This window comes from Caulobacter sp. Root1472, assembly GCF_001426985.1.
In the GTDB taxonomy this organism is placed as follows: Bacteria; Pseudomonadota; Alphaproteobacteria; order Caulobacterales; family Caulobacteraceae; genus Caulobacter; species Caulobacter rhizosphaerae.
This window is the reverse complement of sequence record NZ_LMFX01000008.1, coordinates 13,977-26,440: the sequence shown is the minus strand read 5'-3', so window position 1 is coordinate 26,440 and position 12,464 is coordinate 13,977. Positions and strand designations below refer to the sequence as shown.

General features: G+C 70.4%; 12 protein-coding genes. 4 read left to right on the top strand and 8 right to left on the bottom strand.

All coding sequences use genetic code 11. The features are described from left to right. Window positions 1-9: 9 nt before the first annotated feature. On the bottom strand, window positions 10-219 hold the full coding sequence (locus ASD47_RS07380; RefSeq protein WP_056753767.1) for a KGG domain-containing protein: 210 nt from the start codon (window positions 217-219) through the stop codon (window positions 10-12). Window positions 220-228: 9 nt separating this feature from the next. Continuing rightward, window positions 229-396 carry a hypothetical protein gene (locus ASD47_RS27120; protein ID WP_163231767.1) on the bottom strand — a complete coding sequence of 56 codons (168 nt, stop codon included), beginning with the start codon at window positions 394-396 and terminating at the stop codon, window positions 229-231. Window positions 397-510: 114 nt separating this feature from the next. Between ASD47_RS27120 and ASD47_RS07375 the strand changes: the two genes are divergently transcribed. Continuing rightward, entirely contained in the window at window positions 511-1,185 is a 675-nt protein-coding gene (locus tag ASD47_RS07375) for a DUF1345 domain-containing protein (RefSeq protein WP_056753922.1), read from the top strand. Here ASD47_RS07375 and ASD47_RS07370 read toward each other — a convergent pair. The 3 genes from ASD47_RS07370 to ASD47_RS07360 all read right to left on the bottom strand — a co-directional run bounded on the left by ASD47_RS07370 (window position 1,182) and on the right by ASD47_RS07360 (window position 4,352). Continuing rightward, on the bottom strand, window positions 1,182-1,970 hold the full coding sequence (locus tag ASD47_RS07370) for a hypothetical protein (protein ID WP_056753764.1): 789 nt from the start codon (window positions 1,968-1,970) through the stop codon (window positions 1,182-1,184). The genes ASD47_RS07375 and ASD47_RS07370 overlap by 4 nt on opposite strands. Before the next feature lie 106 nt (window positions 1,971-2,076). Continuing rightward, window positions 2,077-3,558, bottom strand: coding sequence for an ATP-binding protein (locus ASD47_RS07365; protein WP_056753762.1), 1,482 nt, complete (start codon window positions 3,556-3,558; stop codon window positions 2,077-2,079). Next, window positions 3,555-4,352, bottom strand: a complete 798-nt coding sequence (locus ASD47_RS07360; protein WP_082564510.1) for a response regulator — start codon at window positions 4,350-4,352, stop codon at window positions 3,555-3,557. Before ASD47_RS07360 ends, ASD47_RS07365 begins: the two co-directional genes overlap by 4 nt. 106 nt (window positions 4,353-4,458) lie before the next feature. Here ASD47_RS07360 and ASD47_RS07355 point away from each other — a divergent pair, with 106 nt between their 5' ends. Then, window positions 4,459-4,887, top strand: a complete 429-nt coding sequence (locus tag ASD47_RS07355; protein ID WP_056753759.1) for a dockerin type I domain-containing protein — start codon at window positions 4,459-4,461, stop codon at window positions 4,885-4,887. Between the two features lie 8 nt (window positions 4,888-4,895). Here the strand turns inward: ASD47_RS07355 and ASD47_RS07350 are convergent, their stop codons facing one another. Together ASD47_RS07350 and ASD47_RS07345 are read right to left on the bottom strand one after the other, a co-directional pair. Continuing rightward, complete coding sequence (locus tag ASD47_RS07350; protein WP_056753756.1) at window positions 4,896-5,609, bottom strand: MBL fold metallo-hydrolase; 714 nt, start codon at window positions 5,607-5,609, stop codon at window positions 4,896-4,898. Window positions 5,610-5,700: 91 nt separating this feature from the next. Further along, complete coding sequence (locus tag ASD47_RS07345; RefSeq protein ID WP_056753753.1) at window positions 5,701-7,284, bottom strand: amino acid permease; 1,584 nt, start codon at window positions 7,282-7,284, stop codon at window positions 5,701-5,703. 273 nt (window positions 7,285-7,557) lie between these two features. Between ASD47_RS07345 and hrpB the strand changes: the two genes are divergently transcribed. Further along, a complete protein-coding gene (gene hrpB, locus ASD47_RS07340) occupies window positions 7,558-10,014 on the top strand; it encodes an ATP-dependent helicase HrpB (RefSeq protein ID WP_056753748.1) in 2,457 nt (818 codons plus the stop codon). 84 nt (window positions 10,015-10,098) lie between these two features. Next, window positions 10,099-10,572 carry a hypothetical protein gene (locus tag ASD47_RS07335; protein ID WP_230983648.1) on the top strand — a complete coding sequence of 158 codons (474 nt, stop codon included), beginning with the start codon at window positions 10,099-10,101 and terminating at the stop codon, window positions 10,570-10,572. A 51-nt stretch (window positions 10,573-10,623) separates the two neighbouring features. Here ASD47_RS07335 and ASD47_RS07330 read toward each other — a convergent pair whose 3' ends face one another. After that, the gene (locus ASD47_RS07330) at window positions 10,624-12,435 is read right to left on the bottom strand and encodes an aminopeptidase P family protein (protein ID WP_056753742.1); all 1,812 of its coding nucleotides are present in this window, start codon (window positions 12,433-12,435) and stop codon (window positions 10,624-10,626) included. Window positions 12,436-12,464: the final 29 nt, after the last annotated feature.

Here is a 12,464-nt window from a genome sequence, read left to right as displayed (position 1 = left end):
CGCGTCAGGTCACGCGTCGCGGCCCGGGATCCGCCCGCCGCCGCGCGACGAGGAGCCGCCCTTGCGGCCCGCATTGGCCGCGAGGTCGCGGTCCTTGGCGAAGCTGCGCTTTTCACTGGGAACACTGGCCCCCCCTTTACGCGCAATCTCGCGGCGGCGTTCGGGGTCCATGGCGGCGAAGCCTCGGCGGCCGCGCGGCCGTTCGGTGTCGAGGTCCATAGGTTGCTCCTAATCGGGACTGGTCACGGGGGGGAACGGCGTGGCGGAGCGGTCATAAGGCCTGTCGTCGCCCGGTTGCACCGGCGGCTGGCGCATCGGCTCCTCGTCGGGCACGGAGCCCGGGTCGTAGTCGGGTTGCGTCGGCTCGATCGGCGGCGGGGCGTCGGGGTCGGTCATGGCGTCTTTCACGAGTTCCGGTGAAGTAACCAGTGAAGTCGCGTTCGGTTCACCCGACAGGCGAGACAAAATTGCAGAGTTTGGTGTTAACCCTGCTGGAGCAAGGTGAACGACATGACCAAAGCTCGCATGAAAAAACCTGAAAGCGCAGCAATATCACGACATTGGCGGCTGGTGGCCGCCGGCGTGGCCGGGCTTCTGGGATGGCTGGCGGCCCGTCATTTAAATGCGCCGGTCAGCAGCCATATCCTGATCGGCTGGGACGCCTGCGCCCTTGTTTACGTTGTCACGACCTGGCGCCTCTTCCTGACGGCGGACGAGGCCGAAGTGCGTCGCCGGGCGGCGGCGGAGGATGAAAAGCCGTCGGGAATCCTGCTGCTGGTGCTGGCGGCCATCCTGTCCAGCCTCGTGGCGGTGGTGGTCGCGATGCTGAACGCGCGAACGGCCGGGCCGGAGATCAAGGCCGTCACCGCCGCCTGCGCGGGCGTCACCCTGGTGCTGTCCTGGGTGGTTCTGCATTCTGTGTTCACGTTGCACTACGCCCATCGCCACTTCGGCGACGGAACGGACAAGCCCGGCTTTCTGTTCCCGGGCGAGCCCGCCAGCACCTATCTGGACTTCGTCTATCTGGCCTTCAGCATCGGGGCGACGTTCCAGGTGTCGGACAACAATGTCCTGACGACCAAGCTGCGCAACCTCGTCACCGCCCAGGCGGTCTGCGCCTATTTCTACAACACCGCAGTCCTGGCGTTGGGGATCAATATCATCGCCAGCCTGGTGGGCAGCTAGCGGCGGTCCGCGCGCGGGCCTTCCAGGCGGGCCTGCAGCGGGGTCTGGGGCAGCTCGGCCAGGCGCAGCTTGCCGTCGCCGTCCTTGTCGAGCAGGCCGAAGCGGGCCTTGGCGGCCTTGGTCGCTTCGGCCCGGGTGATGCGACGGTCGAAGTCGCCGTCGGACGCCATGACCGGCTCCGGCTCGGCCAGCAGGCTGTAGGGCGTCGCGCCCTGCAGCATGCCGCCCATCAGGCCGCCGCCGCCGCGTGGGCCGCCACCACCGCCGCCGGGAGGATCGCCACCGCGATGTCGCCCGCCGCGGTGGCCGCCACCCTCGCCACGCGGGCCGCCCCGGCCCTGTGCGCTCGGACCCTCTCCGCCGCCCTGGAAACCTTGCAGGATCTCGGGCGCGACCTGGGTCTCGTAGGTCGAGACCTCGAAGCCGTCGATGACGCCGTTATGGTCGCCGTCGATCCTGTCGAAGAACCGCAGGGAGTCGGCGACGAACTCGTCACGGGTCAGGGCGCCGTCGTGATCGGCGTCGGCGCCGGCGAACCAGACGGCGACGGGGTAGGGCGCGCCGGGCTCGGCGCGGAACGGCTCGCCCGCCGGGCTGATGAACAGGCTGCGGCGCGGCTGGCGTGGCGGTCCGCCCGGCTCGCCTTCGCCGGACACGCGCGGACGCGGCGCCTTGCCCCAGTCGCCGCGCGGGCCGTCCTGCGGCGGGCCGGAAGCACAGGCGCCCAGGCACAGGGCGGCGAACATCAGAATGCAGGTGGCGCGGAGGCGGCTGAAGGTTTGCATGCCTTGATCAAACCCGCGGACATGTCGTGCGTATGGCGCAGCTTTTGCGGACCCGCAACAAACAGGCGACTTGCTTGTCCATAGCGTATCCGAGATCTAGCTGGCGCTAGAACGGCAGCTCGACCCGGGCGCGCAACCCACCTTCCGGGCGATTGTGCAGGGTGGCGTCGCCGCCGTGGGCGCGGGCCACCGAGCGGACGACAGCCAGGCCCAGCCCGATCCCGCCCGTCTCGCGGTTGCGCGACGGCTCGCTGCGGAAGAACGGCTCGAAAACGCGGTCCAGCTCGGCTGGGACGATGCCGGGGCCGTTGTCGTCGATCTCGATCACCGCGAGACGGCCCTCGGCGCGGACCCGCGCCTGCACGGCGCCGCCATACTTCAGGCCGTTCTCGACCAGGTTGGTCAGCAGGCGGCGAAGTGCGACCGGGTCCCCGTCGATGACGATCTTCTCGCCCAATTCCACCGAAGCCTGGCCACCGGTCTCGGCCGCCTCGTCGATGATGCTTTCCAGCAGCGAGGCCAGTTCCAGTCGGGTCCGTTCGGCCGGGCGAGTGGTGTCGCGCACGAAGGCCATGGTGGCGGCGATCATCGCCTCCATCTGGTCGATGTCGGAGGCCAGCTTGGCGCGGACATCGTCCGGCACGGCCTCGATCCGGAAGCGCAGGCGGGTCAGCGGCGTGCGCAGGTCGTGCGCCACCGCGCCGATCATCGCGGTGCGGTCCTCGACGTAGCGGCGCAGGCGCTCCTGCATCATGTTGAAGGCGTTGGCGGCGGCGATCACCTCGGCTGAGCCCTTCAGCTCCAGCGGCGCGGCGCGGGGATCGCGACCCAGCCGCTCGGCGGCGCCGGCGAAGGCGCTGATCGGACCTGACAGGCGGCGGGCGAACAGCCAGGCCAGGGGCGAAACGCACAGCATCGACAGGACCAGGATCAGCAGGATCCGCTGCTGCCAGCTGTCGAAGCGAATGGCGGGCTTGGGTTCGACGACCGTCCAGCGTCCATTGTCCTGGTGAATGGCCAGCTTGAAGTCGCCGACGATGAATGGCTCGTCGCGCGGACCGTCGGGCCGCTGCGCGCGGGGCGGGCCGCCGAAGCCGTCGGGGGGACCACCGGGGCCGCCGGGGCGGCCTGGATCGTTGTCGCCGCGCGGACCGCCGGGTCCGCCCAGTCCGTCCCGTGGCCGGCGCTCCCGCGGCAGATCCTGGACGAAGGTGCGCTTCTGGGCGCGGACGAAGAAACGGGGGCCGGTGTCGATGTCCATCTCGATCCGCGCCGGATCGACCCCCAGCTCGCGGGCCAGAGCGGTCTTGAACTCGGCGCGGCGGCGGTTGTCGACCAGACCCCGGATGGGGCCGGCGTGGCGACGGATCAGCAGGGCGCGACCATCGCGCGGCTGGACCGTGGCGCCGCCCTTGACGACGCGGACGATCTCGCTCAGCCGGTAGACCTCGGGCGGGGGCGGCGGCAGGTTGAAGACCACGGCGATGGCGATCAGCTGCGCCGCCACCAAGGTCGCGATGACCAGGCCCAGGGCCTGGACGAACAGCGGCGCGCTGCCTGGACCCTTCACCCGCGCGGGTTCGGTCATGGCGTGCGGGTCACCTTCGAGGTGAACATGTAGCCTTCGCTGCGGATGGTGCGGATCAGCTCGCCGCCGCCGCCGTCGTCGAGCTTGCGGCGCAGGCGGCTGATCTGGACGTCGATGGCGCGGTCGTAGGCGTCGCTTTCGCGGCCCCGAGCCAGGTCCAGCAGCTGGTCGCGGGTGAGCACCCGCTGCGGCCGCTCGACGAAGGCGCGCAGCAGCGAGAATTCGCCGCTGGACAGGTTGACGACCACCGACTGTGGGGAGCGCAGTTCGCGGCGCACCAGGTCCAGGCGCCAGCCGGCGAACTCGCAGGCCGCGCCCATGCCGTCGTCGACCGTGCGGGGCTCCTGTCGGCGGCGCAGCACGGCCCGGATGCGGGCCAGCAGTTCGCGCGGATTGCACGGCTTGGGCAGGTAGTCGTCGGCCCCCAGCTCAAGGCCGACGATGCGGTCGGTTTCCTCGCCCATGGCCGAAAGCATGATGATGGCCGGGCCGTCGGCGGCCGACAGGCGGCGGCAGATGGCCAGGCCGTCCTCGCCCGGCAGCATGACGTCCAGAACCACCAGGTCGACCGGGCCGCGGGCCAGGGCCTGCTCCATGGTCCGCGAGTCCGACGCGGTGTCGATGGTGTAGCCGTGTCGGCCCAGGAAGTCGGCCACGACGTCGCGGATGCCCGGATCGTCGTCGACGATCAGGACGCGGGCGCCGCGCGCTGGATCGGTGTTTTGGCCATGCGCGTTCTGGCCGGCCGGGGAGGCGGCGACCGAGGTCGTCGCGGGATCTTGCGAACTTTCCATGACTTGCTCTTTCCACGCCCCTGTCTCCAGCAGATTTCACGCCTGCAACAGGGACGCAACCCGGCCATGCGACCAATCTTCCCGAATTGTCGCCTGGAGACAGCCCATGCCCCGCCTATCGCCGACGGCCCTGGCCGGCCTTTCCTTCATCGCCGCCGCGAGTCTGGCCCACGCCCAGGGACCGCGTGGCGGTCAGGACGCCAATGGCGACGGCGTGGTCAGCGCCCAGGAGTTCGAGGACGCCGCCAAGGCGCGGTTCCAGCGCCTGGACGCCAACCATGACGGCGTGATCGACGCACAGGAGCTGGCCGCGATCCAGCAGCGGATGGAGGCGCGTCGCGCCGAGCATCCGGAGGCGGGCAAGGGCGGCGGCGGGAGCGCCGCCTTGAGCGCCATGGACGCCGACCACGACGGCAAGATCACCGAGGCCGAGGCCCTGGCCGCCGCCAAGGCCCGCTTCGCCGCGCTCGACGCCGACAAGAATGGCGAGCTCAGCCAAGCCGAGCTGCCCGCCCGGCGCGGACCGCCGAACTAGCGATCGCGCTAGCCCGGCGAGCGGTTGACCGGCGTCTCGTAGGCCTTGCCCTGGAGGGCCATCGCCTCGATCGCCCGGTCTCCGACAAACGGGTTAGACCGCCGCTCGGCCCCGAAGGTCGACATCGGGCCATGGCCCGGCACGAACTGGACGTCGTCGCCCAGCGGCCAAAGCTTGCCGGTGATGGCGTCCAACAGGTCCTGATGGTTGCCGCGCGGGAAGTCGGTGCGGCCGATCGAGCCCTTGAACAGCACGTCCCCCACCTGGGCGAAGCGCGCCTGGCGGTGGAAGAAGATCACGTGACCGGGCGTATGCCCGGGGCAGTGCAACACCTCGAACTGGGTCTCGCCCAGGGTGACCACGTCGCCGTCGTCAAGCCAGCGGTCGGTGACGAAGATCCGCGCCTCGGGGATCCCATACATCTCGCCGCTCTCCTGGATGCGGTCGATCCAGAACTGGTCGTCCTTGTGCGGACCCTCGATCGGAACGCCGGTCAGGCGCTTGAGCTCGGCCGCGCCGCCGGCGTGGTCCATGTGGCCGTGGGTGATCCAGATCTTCTCCAAGGTCAGGCCCTGGTCCTCGATGGCCTTCATCAGGCGCGGGATCTCGCCGCCGGGATCGATCACCGCGGCCTTCAGGGTCTTGGCGCACCAGACGATCGTGCAGTTCTGCTGCAGCGGCGTGACCGGCGCGATGACGGCGCGGATCGGCATGTCGGCCATTGCGGGACGGCTCCAAACGAAAACGGGCGGAGACCCGAGGGTCTCCGCCCGTCCGAACTAAGCGTTATGGACGCCTGTTCAAGTCCTAATCTCAGTCCACGCCGGGCACGCCGGTCGGCGGCGCGTCGGGGTCCAACTCGTGGACCTCGTCGGTGATGCCGCGACCGACGTGGCTCTTGCGATAGCCGTAGGCGAAATAGACCACCAGGCCCAGGGCGCCCCAGATCGGCAGCACCAGCATCGATTCCAGCGGCAGGTTGAAGTAGAGGCCCGCGCAACCGACCATGGCCACCGGGGCCACGATCCAGACGGCCGGCGTCTTGAAAGGACGCGGACGGTTCGGATCCTTCACCCGCAGCACCATCACCGCGATCGCCACCATGAAGAAGGCGAACAGGGTGCCGGAGTTGGAGATGTCAGCCAGTTGGCCCACCGGGAAGAAGGCGGCGGCGATCGCGACGCAGACGCCGGTGAAGATCGTCACGATGTACGGCGTCTTCCACTTCGGGTGGATGTTGGCCAGGCTTTGCGGCAGCAGGCCGTCGCGGGCCATGACGAAGAAGATGCGGGTCTGGCCGTAGATCATCATCAGGATGACCGAGGGCAGGGCCAGGTTGGCCGCCAGGCCCAGCAGGTTGCCGACGACGGGCCAGTTGATCTCGCGCAGCACGTGGGCGAGGGCCTCGTTGGAGCAGACCAGGCGGTCGGCGTTGGCGGCGGTGGCGCAGGCGGCCTGGAAGGCGGCCGAGCCGGGCTGGACGACGGAGCCGTCGAGGGCCAGCACGGGTTGGGCGCCGATCGCGCCGACCGCGCCGGCGGCGACCAGCAGGTAGAAGATGGTGCAGATCCCCAGGCTGCCGATCAGGCCGATTGGCACATTGCGCTGCGGGTTCTTGGTTTCCTCCGCCGCGGTGGAGACCGCGTCGAAGCCGACATAGGCGAAGAAGATCGAGGCGGCCGCGCCGACCACGCCCATGCCCGTCGTCCCGTGCGGGCCGAACCAGCCGTTGGGGGTGAAGGGCGAGAAGTTGCCGGTCTTGATCACCGGCAGGGTCAGGATGACGAAGGCGGTCAGGGCCGTCACCTTGATCACCACCAGGATGGCGTTGACGCGGGCGCTCTCGGTCGTGCCGCGAACCAGCAGGGCGGTCACGGTCAGGGCCACCAGGATGGCCGGGATGTTGACGACGCCGGCGCTGAAGTCGGCCACCGGGATGAAGCCGTTCATCGACCAGGCGGGGCCGGATCGCAACGCGTCGGGCCAGTGGAAGTGGAGGGCGTTCTCGATCAATCCGAGGAAATAGCCGGACCATCCGACCGAGACGGCGCTGGCGGCGACCGCATATTCCAGGATCAGCGCCCAGCCGACCATCCAGGCCAGCAGTTCGCCCATCACGGCGTAGGTATAGGTGTAGGCCGAGCCCGAGACGGGCAGCATCGACGCCAGTTCCGAGTAGCAGAGCGCGGCGATGGCGCAGACGGCGCCGGCGATCACGAAGCTCCACATCATGCCCGGGCCGGCCTTCTGGGCGGCGGCGGCGGTCAGCACGAAGATCCCCGTGCCGATGATCGCGCCCACGCCCAGCAGGGTCAGCTGAATGGGGCCGAGCGAGCGATGCAGCGACTTCTTCTTGGCCGTTGCTAAAATCGCATCCAGTGACTTAACGCGCCACATATTTCCTCCAGAGACCCGCGGCCACCCCCGGGGGCCGCGTAGATAAATTTTGCGGACCGTGGCCCGGTTAGCGGGACGCGGTCAAGGTAAAGCGGAGGGCGTGCGTAATTGTTCGCCCCGCTGTGCGCAATATGAGCCATGCTCTGCCGAGGCGATGTTGCGTTGCAGCACGCTTCTTGGCCTGGGTTGCCTTCGGGTTGGGCGATCGGAGAAAGACCAGGGCGCGGCGACCGGTGCTTGGTGATTTCAGCCCGCGCCCTTAAACCACGCCGCGTGACCCTTCCCATCCACGAAGCCTTGCCGGCCTTGAAATCCGCGCTTGCCGGGCGCGAAGCCGCCGTGCTGGTCGCGCCGCCCGGTGCGGGCAAGACCACGGTCGTGCCGCTGGCCCTGTTGGACGAGCCTTGGGTCGCCGGCGGCAAGATCGTCATGCTGGAGCCGCGCCGCCTGGCCGCCCGCGCCGCCGCCTCCCGTATGGCCCAGAGCCTGGGCGAAGGCGTTGGCGAGACCGTGGGGTTCCGCGTCCGGCTGCAGTCCAAGGTCTCCGCCCGGACCCGGGTCGAGGTGGTGACCGAGGGCGTCTTCACCCGGATGATTCTCGACGATCCGGGCCTTGAGGGCGTGGCGGCGGTGATCTTCGACGAGTTCCACGAGCGCAGCCTCGACGCCGACCTCGGCCTGGCGCTGGCCCGTGACGCGCAAGGCCTGATGCGCGAGGACCTGAAGATCCTGGTGATGTCGGCCACCCTGGATGGCGCCCGGATCTCGGCCCTGCTGGGCGACGCGCCGATCGTCGAGAGCCAGGGACGGATGTTTCCGGTCGACACCCGCTATCTGGGCCGCGACGAGCGCCCCCAAGCAACAGGAATGCGCCTGGAGGAGCGGGTGGTTCGCGCCGTCGAACGCGCCTTGGCGGAGGAGGGCGGCGGCCTGCTGGTCTTCCTGCCCGGCCAGGGCGAAATTCGCCGGACCGAGACCCTGCTGCGCGAGCGGTTGCGGCGGCCGGACGTCGATGTCGCGCCGCTCTATGGCGCGCTCGATCCGGCCGAACAGGACCGCGCCGTCGCCCCCGCCGCGGCGGGCCGGCGCAAGGTGGTGCTGGCCACTTCGATCGCCGAGACCAGCCTGACCATCGAGGGCGTGCGGGTGGTGATCGATTGCGGCCTGGCCCGCGTGCCGCGCTTCGATCCGTCCAGCGGCCTGACCCGGCTGGAGACCGTGCGCGTCAGCCGCGCCGCCGCGGACCAGCGCCGGGGCCGCGCCGGCCGCACCGAGCCGGGCGTCTGCTATCGCCTGTGGGACGAGCCGGAGACCCGGGCCCTGCCGGCCTTCGCCCGCCCGGAAATCCTCGAGGCCGACCTGTCGAACCTGGCCCTGAACCTGGCCCGTTGGGGGGCGCGGGACGTGGGCGACCTGGCCTTCCTCGACAAGCCGCCGGCCGCCGCGTTCAACGAGGCGCGGATCTTGCTCAACCGCCTGCAAGCCCTGGACGGGCAGGGCGGCCTGACCGCCCACGGCCGGGCCCTGGCCGACATGCCGCTGGCCCCGCGCCTGGCCCACATGGTCGTGCGCGCCGCCGCCTCCGGCCAAGCCGAGCGGGGGGCCAAGGTCGCCGCCGTACTCAGCGAGCAGGGCCTGGGCGGCCGAGACGTCGACCTGCGCCACCGGCTGGAAAGCTTCGATCGCGACCGTTCGCCCAGGGCCCGCGACGCCCGGATCTTGTCGGAACGCTGGGCCCGCTCGGCCGGCCGAGCCTCGGGCGCCGCGACGCTGGACGACGCCCTGATGCTGGCCGAGGCCTATCCGGAACGGGTGGCCCGAGCCCGCGGCAAGCCAGGGGAATACCAGCTGGCCGGCGGGCGCGGGGTCTATCTGGAGGCCACCGACGCCCTGGCCCGCGAGACCTGGCTGGCCGTCGGCGAACTGGGCGGCGGCGAGGCCCGCGACCGCATCCTGCTGGCCGCGCCGCTGGACGAGGCCAGCCTGCGCGAGGCCTTCGCCGACCGGCTGGTGGCCGAGGACAGGCTGGAGCCGGACGCCAAGGGCAAGGTCCGTGCCCGCCGCCTGCTGCGCCTGGGAAAGCTGGTGGTCGAGGAGCGGCTGCTGGACAAGGTCGATCCGGGCTTGGTCGCCAAGGCGCTGCTGGACCAGGTCGCGCGCGAGGGACTGTCCGCCGTGCCGCTGGGCGAGGGCGCTCAGGCCCTGCGTCGCCGCGTGGCCTTCCTGCGCGAACGCGACGCCGAGACCTGGCCGGATCTGTCGGACACGGCCTTGCTTGGGCGGCTGGACGAATGGCTGGAGCCGCTGCTGGCCGGTCGCTCGGCCCTGAGCCAGCTGGGCGACGGGGCCTTGGCCGACGCCATCCGGACCCTGGTCCCCTGGGACCTGCACCGCCGGCTCGACGCCGACGCTCCAGCCCGGTTCACGGCGCCGACCGGCTCCAGCTTCGCCATCGACTACGCCGCCGACGGCGGCCCGCGCGTCGACGTGCGGGTGCAGGAGCTGTTCGGCCTGACGGCCCATCCGACCGTCGGCGGCGCGCCCCTGGTGCTGGCCCTGCTGTCGCCGGGCCACAAGCCGATCCAGATCACCAAGGACCTGCCGGGGTTCTGGAAGGGCTCTTGGCGCGAGGTGAAGACGGAGATGAAGGGCCGCTATCCGCGCCACGTCTGGCCGGACGACCCGGCGACGACGGCGCCGACGACGCGGGCCAAGCCTCGGGGCACTTAAGGTCGGCGATAAAGCTTGTCCATGGCCGGGGAAGTTGCATCACTGCGCCTGCGGCAGAGTCGCCGCCTTTTCGGGGGACTACCATTGCGTCGATTGATCACTAGCGCCGCCCTGGCGGGCGCGCTCCTTGCGCCGGGCATGGCTTGCGCCGGCGTCTATGCCGACGACATGTCCAAATGCCTGGTGCGCTCGACCACCGATGCCGACCAGGCCCAGCTGGTGGGTTGGCTCTTCGCGGCGATCAGCTCGCACCCGTCGGTGAAGCCGATGACCAACCTGACCGACGCCCAGCGCGACGCCGCCGTCCAGAAGGCGGGCGCCCTGATGCAGCGCCTGATGCTGGTCGACTGCCGCAAGGAGACCGTCGATGCGCTGAAGTACGAGGGTACGGGCTCCATCGGCCAGGCGTTCGGCGTGCTCGGCCAAGCGGCCATGCGTGGTCTGATGAGCGATCCCAAGGTGACCGAAGGCATGGCTGGACTGGGCAAATCCATGGACGAAAAAAAGTTCGAGGAAATGCTCAAGGAGGCGGGGATCAGCTCGTCCTCCGCCAAATAGCGACGACCGTCGCCGACCCCGCTCCAGCGAAGGGCGGGGTCGGCGAGGCGGTCAGAGCGGCGCGCAGACCGCTTCCAGCCAGGCGCGAATCTCGCCGTCCACCAGCGGACCGATCTCGCGCACGACCCGCGCGTGATAGGCGTCGAACTGGGCGATCTCCTCGGGACTCAGCAAGCTCTTGTCCACCAGGCGCCGGTCGATCGGGGCCAGGGTCAGGGCGTGGAACCGGTGCATCGGGCGGTCGCCTGTCCCGACGGCTTCCGCCGGCATCACCACTTCGAGGTTCTCGATGCGGATGCCGTATTCGCCGTCCTTGTAATAGCCCGGCTCGTTGGAAACGATCATGCCTGGCTGCAGGGCGATGGTGTTGGGCGCCTTGCTGATCCGCTGCGGGCCTTCATGCACGCCCAGATAGACGCCGACCCCGTGGCCGGTGCCGTGGTCGTAGTCCAGGCCGTGGCTCCACAAGGCCGCGCGGGCGAAGGCGTCGATGGCCGAGCCCGTGGTGCCGGCCGGGAAACGAAGGCGGGCGATGGCCAGGTGACCCTTGAGGACCAGGGTGTTGCGGGTGACCATCTCGGCGGTCGGTTCGCCGATGGCGACCGTGCGGGTGACGTCGGTGGTGCCGTCCAGGTACTGGCCGCCGCTGTCGACCAGCAGCAACGAGCCCATGGCCGCCCGTTCGTTGCTGCGCTCGGTCGGGCGGTAGTGGGGCAGGGCGCCGTGGCCGTTGGCTGCGCCGATGGTGTCGAAGCTGAGGTCCTTCAGCACGCCCGTCGCCTCGCGGAACGCCTCCAGCTTGGCCACGGCCTCCTTCTCGTCCGGCGGACTGACCTGGCCCTCGGTGGCCAGCCAGTGCAGGAACCGGGTCAGGGCCGCGCCGTCCCGCTTGTGGGCCTCGATCGTGCCGGCGATCTCGACCGCGTTCTTGCAGGCCCGGGGTAGGGTGCAGGGATCCATGGCGCGGATCACCGCAGCGCCGGCGGCGGCCAGGGTGTCGAAATACCAGGCCGACGATTGAGCCGGGTCGACGAGCACCTTCTGGCCCGCCAGGTCGGCCAGAGCGGCGTCGAGCGCTTCGGGCGCTTCCAGCGACACCTGGTTGCCCAGCCAGGCCGGCAGGTCGTCGGTGACCTTGGCGGGGTCGAGGAACAGCCGCGCCGTGCCGTCGGCGCGCAGCACCGCCTGGGACAGCGGCAGGGGCGAGCGGATGACGTCGCCGCCGCGGATGTTGAACAGCCAGGCGATCGAGGCGGGGGCGGTGATCACGGCGGCGTCCGCGCCCAGGGCCGCGACGGCCGAGCCGACGCGGGCGCGCTTGGAGGCGGACTCCTCGCCGGCGTACTGCACCGGATGCGGCACGACCGGCGCGGCGGGCTGGGAGGGACGCTCGGCGCCCCAGGCCTCGTCGATCGGGTTGACGGCCACGGGCCTTAGCGCCGCGCCGGCCCGGGCGGCCGCCGCCTTCAGGCCGTCCAGCGCCTGGGGGCTGTGCAGGCGGGCGTCATAGCCGATCACCGCGCCCTTCGGCGCGGTCTCCAGATAGGCGGGCACGCCGCCCTCGACCAAGTCGCGGATCTCGAACACGCCTTGGTCGACCTGGTCGCGCACCTGCAGGGTGTAGCGGCCATCGACGAACACGGCGGCCCGGTCCTTGAGGATTACCCCGGCCCCGGTCGAACCGGTGAAGCCGCTGGCCCAGGCTAGGCGGTCGTTGGCGGCGGGCAGGTACTCGTTTTGGTGCTCGTCCTCGTGCGGCACGAGGAAGCCGTCCAGGCCCTGGCGGGCCATGGCGGCGCGGATCAGGGGAACGTGGCGGGGACCGAAGCCCGGATCGGTGGATTCATCGAAGGTCTGGCGCATGCCTCCGATTTAGTCCCGCCCCTCCGCGC

Bases quoted from the DNA above. Each gene is read 5' to 3' on its own strand.
- ASD47_RS07380 (WP_056753767.1), bottom strand. From the start codon at position 219: ATGGACCTCGACACCGAACGGCCGCGCGGCCGCCGAGGCTTCGCCGCC.
- ASD47_RS07330 (WP_056753742.1), bottom strand. From the start codon at position 12,435: ATGCGCCAGACCTTCGATGAATCCACCGATCCGGGCTTCGGTCCCCGC.
- ASD47_RS07345 (WP_056753753.1), bottom strand. From the start codon at position 7,284: ATGTGGCGCGTTAAGTCACTGGATGCGATTTTAGCAACGGCCAAGAAG.
- ASD47_RS07350 (WP_056753756.1), bottom strand. From the start codon at position 5,609: ATGGCCGACATGCCGATCCGCGCCGTCATCGCGCCGGTCACGCCGCTG.
- ASD47_RS27120 (WP_163231767.1), bottom strand. From the start codon at position 396: ATGACCGACCCCGACGCCCCGCCGCCGATCGAGCCGACGCAACCCGAC.
- ASD47_RS07365 (WP_056753762.1), bottom strand. From the start codon at position 3,558: ATGACCGAACCCGCGCGGGTGAAGGGTCCAGGCAGCGCGCCGCTGTTC.
- ASD47_RS07360 (WP_082564510.1), bottom strand. From the start codon at position 4,352: ATGGAAAGTTCGCAAGATCCCGCGACGACCTCGGTCGCCGCCTCCCCG.
- ASD47_RS07370 (WP_056753764.1), bottom strand. From the start codon at position 1,970: ATGCAAACCTTCAGCCGCCTCCGCGCCACCTGCATTCTGATGTTCGCC.
- ASD47_RS07355 (WP_056753759.1), top strand. From the start codon at position 4,459: ATGCCCCGCCTATCGCCGACGGCCCTGGCCGGCCTTTCCTTCATCGCC.
- ASD47_RS07375 (WP_056753922.1), top strand. From the start codon at position 511: ATGACCAAAGCTCGCATGAAAAAACCTGAAAGCGCAGCAATATCACGA.